Source organism: Streptomyces laculatispora (assembly GCF_017353455.1).
GTDB classification, from domain to species: Bacteria; Actinomycetota; Actinomycetes; order Streptomycetales; family Streptomycetaceae; genus Streptomyces; species Streptomyces laculatispora.
Map to the genome: position 1 here is coordinate 1 of NZ_JAFMPZ010000474.1, position 15174 is coordinate 15174.

The following is a 15174-nucleotide window of genomic DNA, read 5'->3' on the forward strand; positions in this document are numbered from 1 at the left end:
ACATTCGGCAGCGGCCGCTGCGGGCACGGGAGGGACAACGCACCATGCACACCGCACACTCTGCACACACCGTCACAACCGGGGACCCACGACTCAGCTGGAGCAGCTCCGAAACCAGCCACGCACCCCGCCTGACCCACCGCCGCGACGGCATCCTGCCCGCGGTGGCCGCAGCGCTGTCCGTACGCGGCGAGACACTCACCTGCACCGCGGGCAAGGGCGACCAGCCGCCCGTACTGCACCACCTCGTCCAGGACTTCCTCGACACCCTCACCAGCAGCCAGCGCGAACGCTTCACCGGCCGCTGTCCCGAAGCGATACTGCTCTCCCGGCACCTCACCGCCGCGGAGGCCGGCCGCTCCAAACGAGCCCAGCGCAAGCCCCTCACCAACGGCGAGGCCCGCCGCGCGCTCAAGCACGCCCGGCTCACCGCACGCCGCATCCGCGAGGACGGCGACCCCCTGCACGGCAGCTACGCACCGCCCTGCCGCTCCTGCTCGGTGATGCTCGCCCACTTCGGCGTACGACCCGTCGACCTCACCACGACCGGAGCGGCGACCACCGCCGAGAAGGGCTGACCGCGCCCCCATGGCCGACCGAACCGAACTCCCCGAACAGGCGGGCCCGGCGAACCACGACCGCCAGGCCTCCACCCGCTTCCCCGTCGCCGTCGACGCCGCCCTGCGCGCCGCGGGCTGGCAGCCCGGCCGCTGGGACATCCGGCAGGCCGAGGAGTGGGCCGACGCGCTGCGCTCGCACGCCTCGCCGGCCGGCCACCAGCACGCCGTCTTCCCGTCAGCCGTGGAGGCCTGGGCCGAATTCGGCGGCCTCCACCTCACCGCGACCGCGCCCGGCCGCCAGATCGCACCGGCGGCGGTACGGATCGACCCCCTGCGCGGCCTGCACCTGGCCCGGACCCTGGCGGACCTGGGACGCGCCCTGGAGACCGAGGTCGCCCCGCTGGGGGAGGAAGGGGACGGGCAGGCGGTGCTCGCGATCGACGCCGAGGGGCGGGTCTACAGCATCGACCACACCGGTGACTGGTACCTCGGACCGGACATCGACCAGGCCCTGTCCACCCTGGTCACGGGCGCCCAACCCGCCCGCCTCACCTCGGCCTGACCCAGGCAGGTGCCCGCATCGGGCCCGTTCGGCGATTGAGGACGAGAGCGCTCCGCCCGGGGCCGGTAGCTGTCGCGGGCGGGCGCACGCGGAACCCCGGCGCCCACGGCCCAGGTTCCGTCCTCAAACGCCGGACGGGCTTGGACTCACCTCGGGGCCGTCCGCGTCCGGCAGCACCGCCGACACCCGGAAGCCGCCCGCGTCCGTCGGGCCGGAGACGAAGACGCCGCCCAGGCCCAGCACCCGCTCCCGCATCCCCACCAGCCCGTTGCCCCCGCTGGGCAGCCCCGCATCCGCCGTGGCCGAGTCCGAGGGACCGTTCTCCACCTGCATGGCGACCTCCGCCCCCCGATGCGCCAGCCGCACCCATGTCTTCGCGCCGGCCGCGTGCTTGTGCACGTTCGTCAGGGCCTCCTGCACGACCCGGTACGCCGTCTGCTCGACCTCGGGCGCGTACGGACGCGTCCGGCCCTCCACCGAGAGCTCCACCGTCATCCCCGCCGCCCGCGACTCCCCGACCAGCGTCTCCAGCTCGTGCAGCCGGGGCCCGTCCTCCACCGCGGCCACCCGGCCGACCGAGGCGAGCGGCACCTTGGTCACCCGGGCCACCATGGGCTCCCCGGTGCGCAGCACCCCGAGCATCTCGCGCAACTCGGTCAGCGCCTGCCGCCCCATGTCACCGACCAGCGCCGCGTTGCGCACCGCCTTCGCCGGGTCCTTGGGCGCGACCGCCTGGAGCGCCGCGGCGTGGACCACCATCAGGCTCACCCGGTGGGCGACCACGTCGTGCATCTCGCGGGCGATCCGGGTCCGCTCCTCCGTACGCGCCCACTCGGCCCGCTCCTCGGCCCGGTCCGCGAGCAGCGACAGCTCCCGCTCCAGCGAGTCCGCCCGCTCCCGCAGGCTCTCCATCAGCCGGCGCCGGGCCCCTATGTAGAGGCCGAACAGCATGGGCGGCGCGGTGAGCCCCAGCGCCATGAAGAGCGACAGCATCGGGACGTACCAGTCGCCGGGCCCGAAGTCGGCACTGGCCGACACGCCCTGACGCAGCCGCACGTACGTGACGATGAACGTGCCCACCAGCGACATGCTCATCAGCACCACGGTGATCCGCCGCGGCACGTCGGACGCGGCCAGCGTGTACAGGCCGACCAGGCCCATCAGGAAGCCCATCTCGGCCGGTGTCGTCGCGACGGACACCAGCACCACGGCGATCGGCCACCGCCGGCGCACCAGCAGGACGGCCCCGGCCAACAGCCCGAAAAGCACCCCCAGCGGCACCGGCAGCCCGGTGTCCCCCGCGAATTCCACCCCTTCCAACGCACACTCCAGCGCCGAGAACAGCGCCAGTCCCACATCCAGTGCGACACTCCGTCGCCGTTCCCACCACCAGTAGCCGCGGGTGGTCGGTCCCGCCGCTTCCCGGTCTGCCCCCGTTGCGGTCATGGCATCCAGCGTACGGGCGGGCGCATCTCATTTTCGGGTGACCTGGACAGCACGTCGCACGTTCGAACGCGGACGAAACGATCGGCGATCGCCCGAAACGGCGAATCGAACGCCCCGAAGGCCGACCGCGGAAACACCGGCGACGTCTGTCACGGCCGCCTCGTCACCCACGTGACCAAGAGCGCCGGATTCTGTCGTCGCGTACAAGGGGCTTGGTACGGCATAGTGTTGAGTGCCGATCCGGCAACCTGGACCAATGTCCGGCTTCGTCGGAATTAATCCCCCATGGTGTAATTGGCAGCACAGTAGCTTTTGGTGCTATTTGTCCGGGTTCGAGTCCTGGTGGGGGAGCTCAGCGCACGGGCCCCGACCTCACCGGTCGGGGCCCGCACTCATGTCCGGCCCCATGCCCCCCGGTATCCTGCGGATGTCCACCACCCGAAGCCGAAGGACATATCCGTGAGCTCCGAACGCCCGGCAGCCGTCGTCGTCCTCGCAGCGGGTGAGGGCACCCGCATGAAGTCGAAGACCCCCAAGGTTCTGCACGAGATCTCCGGGCGCTCGCTCGTCGGACATGTCGTCGCCGCCTCCCGCGAGCTGGAGCCCCAGCACCTCGTCGTGGTCGTCGGCCACGCGAGCGAGCAGGTCACCGCCCATCTCACCGCCGCGGACGCCCAGGTGCGCACCGCCTACCAGGCCGAGCAGAAGGGCACCGGGAACGCGGTGCGCGTCGGGCTCGACGAGCTGGGCGGGACCGTCGCGGGCACCGTCATCGTGGTCTGCGGCGACACCCCGCTGCTGTCCGGCGGAACGCTTTCCGCGCTCGCCGCCACCCACACCGCCGACGGCAACGCCGTCACCGTGCTGAGCGCCGAGGTCCCCGACTCGACCGGCTACGGCCGGATCGTCCGCGACCCGGCGACCGGCGCGGTCACCGAGATCGTCGAGCACAAGGACGCCACCGAGGCCCAGCGGGCGATCCGGGAGATCAACTCCGGGGTGTTCGCGTTCGACGGGCAGCTCCTGACGGACGCGCTGGGCAAGGTCCGTACGGACAACAGCCAGGGCGAGGAGTACCTCACCGATGTGCTGTCCATCCTGCGCGAGGCCGGGCACCGGGTCGGCGCCTCGGTCGCCGGCGACCACCGGGAGATCCTCGGGATCAACAACCGGGTGCAGCTCGCCGAGGCCCGCCGGCTGCTGAACCAGCGGCTGCTGGAGCGGGCGATGACGGCCGGTGTGACCGTGGTGGACCCGGCGTCGACGCTGATCGATGCCACCGTGACGTACGAGCGGGACGCGATCGTGCACCCGGGTACGCAGTTGCTGGGTTCGACGCATCTCGCGGAGGACGCCGAGGTCGGCCCGAACTCGCGGCTGACGGACACGGTCGTCGGAGCGGGCGCACGGGTGGACAACACCGTGGCGGACGGGGCCGAGGTGGGTCCGGGCGCGCTGGTCGGTCCGTACGCCTATCTGCGGCCGGGTACACGGCTGGGCGCGAACGCCAAGGCCGGTACGTACGTGGAGATGAAGAACGCCACGATCGGCGAGGGCACGAAGGTGCCCCACCTGTCGTACGTGGGTGACGCGACGATCGGCGATCACACCAACATCGGTGCCGCGAGCGTGTTCGTGAACTACGACGGTGTGGCCAAGCACCACACGACGATCGGCTCGCACTGCCGTACCGGGTCGGACAATATGTTTGTGGCTCCCGTCACGGTCGGGGACGGTGTCTATACCGCGGCCGGGTCGGTCATCACGAAGGACGTGCCGTCCGGTTCGCTGGCCGTGGCCCGCGGCCAGCAAAGGAATATCGAGGGTTGGGTGGCCAGGAAGCGTCCGGGAAGTGCCGCCGCGCAGGCGGCTCAGTCCGCGACGGAGGAGGCCGGCGGCGAAAGCTGACCGGAATCAGGCGCGTCGCGCACGGCGTACCGTGATAGATGCTCACCCCATTTCGGCTGGCTCGTTGCACATCGGGACATCTGCGTGCAGCGCCAGGAACACGTCTGAGGAGACTGTGCTGTGACCGGGATCAAGACGACCGGCGAGAAGAAACTGATGTTCTTCTCCGGCCGCGCCCACCCCGAGCTGGCCGAGGAGGTTGCACACCAACTGGGTGTCGGCCTCGTGCCGACGAAGGCCTTCGATTTCGCCAACGGTGAGATCTACGTCCGATTCCAGGAGTCCGCCCGCGGCGCCGACTGCTTCCTGATCCAGAGCCACACGGCTCCGATCAACAAGTGGATCATGGAGCAGCTGATCATGCTGGACGCGCTGAAGCGCGCGTCGGCCCGTTCGATCACGGTGATCGTGCCGTTCTACGGCTACGCCCGCCAGGACAAGAAGCACCGCGGCCGCGAGCCGATCTCGGCCCGCCTGATCGCGGACCTGATGAAGACGGCGGGTGCGGACCGCATTCTCACCGTCGACCTGCACACCGACCAGATCCAGGGCTTCTTCGACGGTCCGGTCGACCACCTCTTCGCGCTGCCGATCCTGGCCGACTACGTCGGTGCGAAGGTCGACCGCTCGAAGCTGACGATCGTCTCGCCGGACGCGGGCCGCGTCCGCGTCGCCGACCGCTGGTGCGACCGGCTGGACGCCCCGCTGGCGATCGTGCACAAGCGCCGCGACAAGGACGTGCCGAACCAGGTCAGCGTTCACGAGGTCGTGGGCAACGTCAAGGGCCGGGTCTGCGTCCTGGTCGACGACATGATCGACACGGGTGGCACGATCTGTGCCGCCGCCGACGCCCTGTTCGCGCACGGTGCCGAGGACGTCATAGTGACGGCCACGCACGGCGTGCTCTCGGGTCCGGCCGCCGACCGGCTGAAGAACTCGAAGGTCAGCGAGTTCGTCTTCACCGACAGCCTGCCGACCCCGGGCGAGCTGGAGCTCGACAAGATCACGGTGCTCTCGATCGCGCCGACGATCGCCCGCGCGGTGCGTGAGGTCTTCGAGGACGGTTCGGTCACGAGCCTCTTCGAGGAGCAGTAGGCGAAAGCGTCACAGAAGATCCACTTTGGGTGCGGCCTCCCCGCCGGGTAGACTCAGCGAGTTGCTCGGCGAGGGAGGCCGTACTCATAGGTACGGCGGTCCGTTATCGACGCGCTCTTCGTAGCAGGCCTGTCGTGGGCCGGGTGACCAACCGCAGTTTTGTCACCTTACGAGGAGTGCAGTCATGGCCGAGATCAAGCTCAACGCCGAGGTCCGTTCCGAGTTCGGCAAGGGCGCTGCCCGCCGCACCCGTCGCGCCAACCTCGTTCCCGCCGTCATCTACGGCCACGGCGCCGAAGCGGTCCACATCACGCTGCCGGCTCACGAGCTTCAGCTCGCGCTCCGTACCGCCAACGTCCTGATCGGTCTGGAGATCGACGGCAAGGACGCGCTGGTCATCCCGAAGGCCGTGCAGCGCAACGCCCTCAAGGGCAACATCGAGCACGTCGACCTGCTGACCGTGAAGCGCGGCGAGAAGGTCAACGTCGAGGTCGCGGTGCACGTCGAGGGCGAGCTGGCCCCGGGCGGCAACCTGCTGGAGTACGTGCAGAACACCCTGCTCGTCGAGGCCGAGGCCACCCACATCCCCAACTCCGTCACGGTCTCCATCGCGGGCCTGGACGCCGGCGCGTCCATCCTCGCCAAGGACATCCCGCTGCCGGCCGGTTCCGTGCTGGCCGAGGCCGACCCGGACGCGGTTGTCCTCGCGGTCGTCGCCGCTCAGGCCGAGGAGCCGTCCGCCGAGGGCGCCGAGGGCGAGGGCGCCGAGGCCTGAGCCTCGCGCCACCTGCTTGACTGACGGGGCGGCGGTCTCCCTCCGGGGGATCCGCCGCCCCGTTTTCCCTGTCCGTGACCCGCCCGTACGCGAGGAGACCCAGCGCGATGTCCGACGCCACCGACCCCTGGCTGATCGTGGGCCTGGGCAATCCCGGCCCCGAGTACGCGGCGAACCGGCACAACGTGGGCTTCATGGTCGCCGACCTGCTCGCGGAGCGGATCGGCGGGAAGTTCAAGCGGGCGCCGAAGGCCCAGGCGCAGGTGCTGGAGGGCCGGATCGGTCCGCCGGGTCCGCTGAGCCGCCGGGTGGTGGTGGCGAAGCCGATGTCGTACATGAACCTGTCCGGCGGCCCTGTGACGGCGCTGCGCGACTTCTACAAGGTGCCGCTCGACCATGTCGTGGCGGTCCACGACGAGCTGGACATCGACTACGGGTCGCTGCGGCTGAAGCTGGGCGGTGGCGACAACGGTCACAACGGGCTGAAGTCGATGACGAAGTCGATGGGGCCGGACTATCACCGGATCCGGTTCGGGATCGGGCGTCCGCCGGGCCGGATGCAGGTCGCCGACTTCGTTCTGAAGGACTTCTCGTCCACGGAGCGCAAGGAGCTGGGCTTCCTGGTGGACCGGGCGGCGGATTCGGTGGAGTGCCTGTTGGCGGAGGGTCTGGAGCGCGCGCAGAGCGCGTACAACTCCTGAGCTCCGGCGTACGCGAATCCCGACATACCCACCGGTAATCATGCTGTTTTCAGCCACGGCTTGACCGGGTGCGGGGCGCTGGCCAAGGATCGGCCCCCATGAAGCGCAGCTCCTCCCAACGTGCCCTGCATTACGGCCGCGCCGCCGCACTCGGCTGTGTCGTCCTGCTGCTGCTGGTGGCGGGTGCGCTGTCCTCGTGGGACTCGGCGCATCACATCGTGCTGGCCAAGGGCCGTGAGCACGGCACGATGACGGTCACCGGGTGCGGCAGCGAGGTCTGCACGGGGCCGTACGTGCCGTCGGACGGCGGGTCCGGGCGTTCCCGGGTGTCGGTCGACAAGTCCGTGGCGGCGAAGAAGGGGGACCGTTTCCCCGTCGTCGTGAAGCCGGGCACCTTTGAGGTCGTGCGGACGGGGACGCCGGGCTTCCTGCACGCGTGGCTGCCGCTGGGCGGTGCGCTGGTTCTCGCGGCGCTGGTGATCGGCGGCGGTCTGCGGCTGCCGCGGATCGCGTGGGGCGCCGGGATCGCGGGTGCGGTCCTGCTGGTGGCGACGTTCTTCGCCCTGTGACGGGACCGCACCCGCGGCGGCGTCGATCAGCCGGTGTTGCGCAGTCCGGCGGCTACGCCGTTGACCGTGAGCAGCAGGGCGCGGGCGAGCAGCGGGTCTGCTTCCTCGCCGCGTTCGGCCGCCTGGCGCTGGCGTGCCAGCAGCGACACCTGGAGGTAGGAGATCGGGTCCAGGTAGGCGTCACGGATGGCGAAGGTCTGCTGGAGCACCGGGCTGGTGCCGAGCAGTTCGGTGTTGCCGGTGACCTTGAGGACCTCCTGCACGGTCAGCGCGTGCTCGGCCTCGATGACGTCGAACACGTGCTTGAGCTCGTCGGGTACGAGGGTGTCGACGTAGTGCCGGGCGATGCGCAGGTCGGTCTTGGCGAGGGTCATCTCGACGTTGGAGAGGAAGTTCTGGAAGAAGTGCCACTGTTCGTGCATTTCGTCCAGGACGGTGTCGAGGCCCGCCTCGCGCAGCGCCTTGAGGCCGGAGCCGACGCCGAACCAGCCGGGCACGATCTGCCGGGACTGGGTCCAGCCGAAGACCCACGGGATGGCGCGCAGTCCGTCGAGCGAGACGCCCGAGCCGGGGCGGCGGGAGGGCCGCGAGCCCAGGTGCAGGTCGGCGAGCTGGTCCACCGGGGTGGAGGCGAGGAAGTACGCGGGCAGGTCGGGGTCCTCGACGAGCTTGCGGTACGCGTCGTGGGCGGCGTCGGAGACGGTGTCCATGGCCGCGTCCCAGCGGGCCAGCGCCTCGTCGGACTGGCGGGGTGCGGTGTGCAGCGCGGAGGCCTGGAGGGTGGCCGCGACGGTCAGTTCCAGGTTCTCGCGGGCGAGCGCGGGGATGAGGTACTTGTCGGAGATGACCTCGCCCTGCTCGGTCACCTTGATCTCGCCCTCCAGCGTGCCCCAGGGCTGCGCGAGGATCGCGTCGTGCGAGGGGCCGCCGCCGCGGCCGACGGTGCCGCCGCGGCCGTGGAAGAGGCGCAGGCGCACTCCGTAGCGGTGGGCGACGTCGCGCAGGCGGCGCTGGGCGCGGTGGATCTCCCACTGGGAGGTGGTGATGCCGCCGAACTTGGAGGAGTCGGAGTATCCGAGCATGACCTCCTGGACGTCGCCGCGCAGGGAGACGAGGCGGCGGTAGGAGGGGTCGGCGAGCATCTCGTCGAGGATGACGTCGGCGGCCTTGAGCTCGTCGGTGGTCTCCAGGAGCGGGACGATGCCGATCTTGGCCCAGCCGCCGTGCAGGTCGAGGAGGCCCGCTTCGCGGGCGAGGACGGCGGCGGCGAAGACGTCGTCGGCGCCCTGGCACATCGAGATGATGTAGGACTCGATGACCTCGGGGCCGAAGCGCTCGAAGGCTTCCTTGATGGTGTGGAAGACGCCGAGGGTCTTCTCGCCCGCGGCGTCGAGCGGGGCCGGGGTCGGCGCGAGCGGGCGGCGGGAGCGGAGTTCCTTGGCGAGGAGCTTCTGCCGGTAGTCGCGCGGCATGTCGGCGTAGCGCCAGGACTCCTCGCCGAGCCGGTCGAAGAGCTGGCCGAGCGCGTGGTGGTGGGCGTCGGCGTGTTCGCGCACGTCCATGGTGGCGAGCTGGAGGCCGAACGCGGAGAGCGTGCGGATGGTGCGGTCCATCCGGCCGTCGGCGAAGAGGCCGCCGCGGTGTTCGCGCAGCGAGGTCTGGATGAGGGCCAGGTCGGCGATGAGCTCGGAGGTGCCGAGGTAGTCGCAGCCGGGGCGGTGCGGGGTGCCGGAGGCGAGGCGCTCGCGGGTGTTGACGAGCTTCTGCCGGATGCAGGTGGCCTTGAGCCGGTAGGGCTCCTCGGCGTTCAGCCGCTTGTAGCGGGGGCTGATCTCGGGGAGGCGTTCCAGGTCGGCCTGGAGTGAGGCGAGGAGCTCGTCGGTGGCTCCGGTGTAGCGGATGGAGTTGGAGAGGAGTCCGCGCAGGTAGTCGACGAGTTCGAGGGCGTCGGTAATGCCGTGCTCGTGCTGGAGGATCAGCACCTCCCAGGTGACGGCGGGCGTCACGTTGGGGTTGCCGTCGCGGTCGCCGCCGATCCAGGTGCCGAAGGTGAGGGGGCGGGTGCCGGCGGGCAGTTCGACGCCGACGCGCTCCAGTTCGGCGGCCAGGTCCTCCAGGACGTCGCCCACGGCGTTGGCGTGGAGCTCGTCGAGGTAGTAGATGGCGTTGCGGGCCTCGTCGGCGGGCTCCGGGCGGACGACACGGAGTTCGTCGGTCTGCCAGATGAGGTCGATGTTCTCGGCGAGCCGGAGGTCGTGGCGGCGCCGGTCGGCCTCGATGACGGGGGTTTCGAGGAGTGCGGCGATGCGGCGCAGCTTGTTCAGTACGGAGCGCCGCGCGGCCTCGGTGGGGTGCGCGGTGAAGACGGGCCGTACGTTCAGGTTCTTGACGGTGGCCCGCAGGTGCTCCGGGTCGGCGTCCTTGAGGCGGTCGGCGGTGCGGGCGAGGAGCCCGCCCTCGGCGGCGCGCCGGTCGCGCATCTCGTGGGCGCGGTGGACCTGCTCGGTGACGTTGGCGAGGTGGAAGTAGGTGGAGAAGGCGCGCACGAGCTGTGCGGCGGTCTCCAGGTCCGTGTCGCCGAGAAGCTGGGCCGCCGCTTCGCCGTCGGTGCGGGTCAGGGCGCGGACCCGTTCGACGAGGTCGAGGAGCTCCTGGCCCTCCTGGCGTACGAGGGTCTCGCCCAGCAGGTCACCGAGGCGGCGGATGTCGGCGCGCAGCTCGGGGCTGGCGGCAGGGGTCTGGTCGGCACTGCTCACAGTGTGCGGCTCCTTGCAGTGGTTGAGCACGGGATCCGGGACCGCGGCTGGCAGCGGGTGCCACGCCACCCCCGGGAAAGCAGAGTGCGGACCGCGCTGTCCGACCTCTCCAGGATAGGTGTCCGTGCTTTCGGTGCTGTTCGCGCCCCGAAGGGTGTCCGCTGTTGGCGGCGGGTACCTCCGGGGTACGCGCTGTGTCCCCTACCCCGTAAGACGCCACTCTGCGCCCGGTCGGCCGCTCCCTCTTGTGGCGGGGCTCCGCGCTGCCATACTTACGACGCCGTAGGTTACGCATGCGTAGCCCCGGCTTCCCGTTGCGTTCTCACCCCACAGGGGACTCCCCATGAAGACCAGCCCCGATGTGATCGAGGCCGCTCCGGCGGCCGACGGTCCTCCCTCCGCCACGCTCGGCGGGGACAACAAGCGGTCGATCGAGCAGTTCGCGCTCCTGCTGTTCATCGTCGTGCCGTTCCTGGCCCTGGTCGCGGCGGTGCCGCTGGCCTGGGGCCGCGGTGTCAGCTGGCTCGATCTGGGTCTGATGGTGGCGATGTACTTCATCGGCTGCCACGGCATCACGATCGGCTTCCACCGCTACTTCACCCATGGCTCGTTCAAGGCGAAGCGTCCGCTCCGTATCGCCCTGGCCGTGGCCGGTTCGCTCGCTGTGGAGGGTCCCCTGGTGCGCTGGGTGGCCGATCACCGCAAGCACCACCGCTTCTCGGACGCCGAGGGCGATCCGCACTCCCCGTGGCGCTTCGGCGAGACGCTGCCGGCCCTGATGAAGGGTTTGTGGTGGGCCCATATCGCCTGGATGTTCGACGAGGAGCAGACATCGGAGCAGAAGTACGCTCCTGATCTGATCAGGGACCCGGCGATCCGCGGGATCTCCCGTCACTTCCTGTCCTTCACGATTCTGTCGCTGGCGATCCCGCCGCTGGTCGGCGGTCTGGTGACGATGTCGTGGTGGGGTGCGGCCACGGCGTTCTTCTGGGGTTCCCTGGTCCGGGTCGCGCTGCTGCACCACGTGACGTGGTCGATCAACTCGATCTGCCACGCGGTCGGCAAGCGTCCCTTCAAGTCCCGTGACAAGTCGGGGAACGTGTGGTGGCTGGCGGTCCTTTCGTGCGGTGAGTCCTGGCACAACCTGCACCACGCGGACCCGACGAGTGCCCGGCACGGCGTGATGAGGGGGCAGATCGATTCGAGTGCCCGGCTGATCCGCTGGTTCGAGAAGCTGGGCTGGGCGACCGATGTGCGCTGGCCCGACTCCGCCCGTATCGAGTCCCGGCGCCACCCGGCGGAGGCCGACGCGGCATGATTGATGATGTGGCGACCGACGGAAGCACAAGCAGCGAGAAATCCCGCGCACCCTCGACCCGGCGGGCCCGGCGGGTGCGGATGACGGGCAAGGAACGCCGCGAGCAACTGCTGGACATCGGTCGCACCCTCTTCGCCGACAAGGGTTTCGAGGGCACTTCGGTGGAGGAGATCGCGGCGCGTGCCGGGGTCTCCAAGCCGGTTGTCTACGAACACTTCGGCGGCAAGGAGGGGCTGTACGCCGTGGTGGTCGACCGGGAGATGCGCCAGCTCCTGGACATGGTCACCAGCGCCCTGACCGCCGGGCACCCGCGTGAGCTGCTGGAACAGGCGGCGTTCGCGCTGCTGGACTACATCGAGACGTACACGGACGGGTTCCGGATTCTGGTGCGTGATTCGCCGGTCGCCCAGTCGACCGGCACGTTCGCCTCGCTCATCAGCGATATCGCCACCCAGGTGGAGGACATCCTGGGGCTGGAGTTCAAGGCCCGGGGTTTCGATCCGAAGCTGGCTCCGCTGTACGCGCAGGCGCTGGTCGGCATGGTGGCGCTGACGGGCCAGTGGTGGATGAACGCCCGTAAGCCGAAGAAGGCCGAGGTGGCGGCGCACCTGGTGAATCTTGCGTGGCACGGGCTGGAGAACCTGGAGTCCAAGCCGCGGCTGATCGGCCACCGCAAGAACTGAGCGGGCGGCGCACGGGAGGGGTTGGCCGTGGCGTGTCCAAGCCGAGACATTGATCCATTGCTAAACCACTTCTGTCCCGGGGGTCACAGTTGTAGAGTCTGTGACCATCCCGGGAACACATTCACCCTGCATGTAATGCACTTGTGAAGACGTTTCTCCCGGTTCCACCACGTACCCCTGGGGGGGCTTTGTCTTCCACTGAACCCCGCCGTTCCGTGCCCGCGCGCTCGAAGCGCGCGCGGCGGATCGCGGCCTGCACCGCACTCGTACTCTCGGCCGGCACGCTGCTGGCGGCCCCGGCCTCGGCCGATGACTCGGCGCCCGCACCGCATGGCGCCACCCAGCCCCGCGTCCCCGCGGCCGACGCGCAGCCCTCGCTGACACTGCCGAAGCGCACCGCGCAGAAGTCGCCGGCGGCGGCCGCCGAGGGCGCGAAGGCCGCGGTTGTTCCCGCCAAGCCGCGTTTCGACGTGGACGGCGACGGCTACAGCGACACCCTGTACCGCGGGATCGACGGGCACTACTACGTCATTCCGGGGAACGGGACGGACACCTACGGGTTCACCCTGAACACCTCCGACCCCGACGAGAGGCTCAAGGACGTCATCACGCCGGGGGACCTCAACGGCGACGGCAGTCCCGAACTGCTCAGCCTGTCGGCGACCGGCAGGCTCTCGCTCCACCAGGTCCCGGGCGCCACCGGCTCCGGTAAAGCCGGCTGGTCGGGCACCGGCTGGCAGAAGTACAACAAGGTCGTCGCCGCGGGCGACCTGACCGGTGACGGCCGGGGCGACCTGCTCGCCCGTACCCCGTCCGGTGACATCTACCTGTACGCGGCCACCGGCAACGTCGACAGCGCGCCCTTCAAGGCCGGCGTCAAGGTCGGCTACGGCTGGAACGTCTACGACCAGATCGTCGGCGCGAACGACGTCGACGGCGACGGGATCGGCGACCTCTACACCCGTACCCCCGCCGGTGACCTGTACTACTACGCGGGTACCGGAATCGCCGCGTCGCCGTACAAGAAGCGCGTCAAGGTCGGCTACGGCTACGGCGTGTACAACCAGATCATCGCCACCGACGACATGACCGGCGACGGCCTCGGCGACCTGATGGCCCGTACGCCCGACGGCACGCTCTACGCGTACGAGTCCACCGGTGACGGCACCCTCCTCAAGCGGACGCAGATCGGTACCGGCTGGCACGTGGCGTCGCTCTTCGCGAGCGAGGGCAGCAACCCGACGTTCGGCAAGAACGAGCTGATGGCCCGCACCAAGGGCGGCACGCTCTACTGGTACTACACGAAGAACAACGGCACGCTCAGCGCCCGCGTCCAGGCCAGTGACAGCGGCGGCTGGGCCGGCGCCGACATCAGCTTCCCGTCGTCGCTCGACAACGACGGCTACGCCGACCTGCTGGAGACACACAACGGCACGCTCTACAACGAGGGTGCGCCCGTCAGCAGCGGGTGGGGCGACTACGACACCCTCGTGGGTCCTGGCGACATGAGCGGCGACGGCAAGGGGGATCTGCTCGCTCGCACCAAGTCCGGCGACCTGTACCTCTACCAGGGCAACGGCTCGGGCACCGGCTTCTCCGCCAGGATCAAGGTCGGCTACGGCTACGGCTACGACACGTACAACGACATCTTCGGCGCCGGCGACCTCAACGGCGACGGTCTGAACGACATGGTGGCCCGTACGCCGAGCGGCACGCTCTACCTCTACAAGGGCACAGGCAAGGCCTCCGCGCCCTTCAAGGCGCGCGTCAAGATCGGCGTCGGCTACAACACGTACAAGACGTTCGCCGCACCGGGCGACCTCAACGGTGACGGCAAGGCCGATCTGATCGGCGTCGACGGCAAGGGCGACGTGTACCTCTACACGTCCACCGGCACCGGGACGATCGCCAAGCGCGTGAAGATCGGCTACGGCTGGGACATCTACAACAACATGTACTGAGCGTCCTGTTCGGCGAGGAGCGCCCTGTCCCCGGATTCCTCGGGGGCAGGGCGCTCCCGCGTCTCCAGCCGGCGGCCCGCCCGGCCGGACACCGGCTGCGTTGTTGCCAGACCAGGACATTGATTCGGCACTGAACCAATGCGGTCCCAGTGTTCACAGCTATAGGGTCTGTGAACATTCCGGGAACACTTCGCCCTACATGTGACACATCCATGAAGGCGTTTCACCCGGTTCCACCGCTTACCCCTGGGGGGGCTTTGTCTTCTGTGGAACCCGGCCGTTCTCTTCCCGCGCGCACGAAGCGCGGGCGGCGGATCGCGGCCTGCACCGCACTCGTCCTCTCGGCCGGCATGCTGCTGGCCGTCCCTGCCTCAGCCGACGGCCCGGCGGCCGCACCGCGCGGCGCCGCACCGCGGCCGGCCCCTGACCCGGCCCCGCAGCCGACTCTCGTCCTCCCGGAGCGCACCGCGCAGAAGCCGCGGGCAGCGGGTGCCGAGGGCGCGTCGGCCGTGACCGTCAAGCCACGCTTCGACGTGAACCGCGACGGGCAGAGCGACTTCGCGTACCGGACTCTGGACGGCGAGCTGAACGTCATCCAGAACCGTTGGCAGGGCGGCTTCCCGTACCTCCTCGAACGCGACGAGCCCAATGAGTTGGCCAAGGACATCGTCACGCCGGGCGACCTGGACGGCAACGGCATGCCCGAAATCCTCACGCTGTCGGCGACGGGGAAGCTCTCGCTGCACCAGGCCGTGACCAATGGCGTCGCCGGCCGCGCCACCTGGTTGTACTTCTGCCAGCCGGTGCCGGACCAGGTGGCGCGGCCGGCGACGCCATTGG

The 15174-nt window shown here is 69.9% G+C and carries 13 protein-coding genes and 1 tRNA gene; 12 read left to right on the forward strand and 2 right to left on the reverse strand.

All coding sequences use genetic code 11. The features are described from left to right. The first annotated feature begins 44 nt into the window (after positions 1 to 44). Entirely contained in the window at positions 45 to 578 is a 534-nt protein-coding gene (locus tag J1C73_RS23405) for a YwqJ-related putative deaminase (protein WP_123459787.1), read from the forward strand. Positions 579 to 588: 10 nt separating this feature from the next. Then, positions 589 to 1122: an SUKH-3 domain-containing protein gene (locus tag J1C73_RS23410; protein ID WP_207318156.1), complete on the forward strand. Its 534-nt coding sequence runs from the start codon at positions 589 to 591 to the stop codon at positions 1120 to 1122. A 123-nt stretch (positions 1123 to 1245) separates the two neighbouring features. Here J1C73_RS23410 and J1C73_RS23415 read toward each other — a convergent pair whose 3' ends face one another. Then, the gene (locus J1C73_RS23415; RefSeq protein ID WP_124284204.1) at positions 1246 to 2568 is read right to left on the reverse strand and encodes a sensor histidine kinase; all 1323 of its coding nucleotides are present in this window, start codon (positions 2566 to 2568) and stop codon (positions 1246 to 1248) included. A 279-nt stretch (positions 2569 to 2847) separates the two neighbouring features. On the opposite strand from J1C73_RS23415, the gene J1C73_RS23420 reads away from it, so the two are divergent. From J1C73_RS23420 to J1C73_RS23445, 6 genes are all read left to right on the forward strand, one after another. Then, positions 2848 to 2919 (forward strand) — tRNA-Gln (locus J1C73_RS23420). Between the two features lie 108 nt (positions 2920 to 3027). Next, positions 3028 to 4476, forward strand: coding sequence for a bifunctional UDP-N-acetylglucosamine diphosphorylase/glucosamine-1-phosphate N-acetyltransferase GlmU (glmU, locus tag J1C73_RS23425; RefSeq protein ID WP_207318157.1), 1449 nt, complete (start codon positions 3028 to 3030; stop codon positions 4474 to 4476). Between the two features lie 120 nt (positions 4477 to 4596). Continuing rightward, a complete protein-coding gene (locus J1C73_RS23430) occupies positions 4597 to 5571 on the forward strand; it encodes a ribose-phosphate diphosphokinase (RefSeq protein ID WP_148019072.1) in 975 nt (324 codons plus the stop codon). 184 nt (positions 5572 to 5755) lie between these two features. Then, on the forward strand, positions 5756 to 6346 hold the full coding sequence (locus J1C73_RS23435; protein ID WP_123459791.1) for a 50S ribosomal protein L25/general stress protein Ctc: 591 nt from the start codon (positions 5756 to 5758) through the stop codon (positions 6344 to 6346). A gap of 107 nt (positions 6347 to 6453) precedes the next feature. Continuing rightward, positions 6454 to 7047: an aminoacyl-tRNA hydrolase gene (pth, locus tag J1C73_RS23440; RefSeq protein WP_123459792.1), complete on the forward strand. Its 594-nt coding sequence runs from the start codon at positions 6454 to 6456 to the stop codon at positions 7045 to 7047. 98 nt (positions 7048 to 7145) lie between these two features. Continuing rightward, positions 7146 to 7616: a hypothetical protein gene (locus J1C73_RS23445; protein WP_207318158.1), complete on the forward strand. Its 471-nt coding sequence runs from the start codon at positions 7146 to 7148 to the stop codon at positions 7614 to 7616. 26 nt (positions 7617 to 7642) lie between these two features. Here J1C73_RS23445 and ppc read toward each other — a convergent pair whose 3' ends face one another. Further along, positions 7643 to 10372, reverse strand: coding sequence for a phosphoenolpyruvate carboxylase (gene ppc / locus J1C73_RS23450; protein WP_207318159.1), 2730 nt, complete (start codon positions 10370 to 10372; stop codon positions 7643 to 7645). A 343-nt stretch (positions 10373 to 10715) separates the two neighbouring features. Here ppc and J1C73_RS23455 point away from each other — a divergent pair, with 343 nt between their 5' ends. The 4 genes from J1C73_RS23455 to J1C73_RS23470 form a co-directional block, all read left to right on the forward strand. Beyond that, complete coding sequence (locus tag J1C73_RS23455; RefSeq protein ID WP_207318160.1) at positions 10716 to 11690, forward strand: acyl-CoA desaturase; 975 nt, start codon at positions 10716 to 10718, stop codon at positions 11688 to 11690. Next, complete coding sequence (locus J1C73_RS23460; protein ID WP_123459807.1) at positions 11687 to 12373, forward strand: TetR/AcrR family transcriptional regulator; 687 nt, start codon at positions 11687 to 11689, stop codon at positions 12371 to 12373. Before J1C73_RS23455 ends, J1C73_RS23460 begins: the two co-directional genes overlap by 4 nt. 215 nt (positions 12374 to 12588) lie before the next feature. Then, positions 12589 to 14334, forward strand: coding sequence for an FG-GAP repeat domain-containing protein (locus J1C73_RS23465; RefSeq protein WP_207318161.1), 1746 nt, complete (start codon positions 12589 to 12591; stop codon positions 14332 to 14334). Between the two features lie 509 nt (positions 14335 to 14843). Continuing rightward, a partial coding sequence (locus tag J1C73_RS23470) for an FG-GAP repeat domain-containing protein (RefSeq protein ID WP_207318162.1) occupies positions 14844 to 15174 on the forward strand: 331 nt, incomplete at its 3' end.

Bases quoted from the DNA above. Each gene is read 5' to 3' on its own strand.
- J1C73_RS23410 (WP_207318156.1), top strand. From the start codon at position 589: ATGGCCGACCGAACCGAACTCCCCGAACAGGCGGGCCCGGCGAACCAC.
- J1C73_RS23445 (WP_207318158.1), top strand. From the start codon at position 7,146: ATGAAGCGCAGCTCCTCCCAACGTGCCCTGCATTACGGCCGCGCCGCC.
- J1C73_RS23405 (WP_123459787.1), top strand. From the start codon at position 45: ATGCACACCGCACACTCTGCACACACCGTCACAACCGGGGACCCACGA.
- J1C73_RS23435 (WP_123459791.1), top strand. From the start codon at position 5,756: ATGGCCGAGATCAAGCTCAACGCCGAGGTCCGTTCCGAGTTCGGCAAG.
- J1C73_RS23455 (WP_207318160.1), top strand. From the start codon at position 10,716: ATGAAGACCAGCCCCGATGTGATCGAGGCCGCTCCGGCGGCCGACGGT.
- pth (WP_123459792.1), top strand. From the start codon at position 6,454: ATGTCCGACGCCACCGACCCCTGGCTGATCGTGGGCCTGGGCAATCCC.
- J1C73_RS23415 (WP_124284204.1), bottom strand. From the start codon at position 2,568: ATGACCGCAACGGGGGCAGACCGGGAAGCGGCGGGACCGACCACCCGC.
- J1C73_RS23460 (WP_123459807.1), top strand. From the start codon at position 11,687: ATGATTGATGATGTGGCGACCGACGGAAGCACAAGCAGCGAGAAATCC.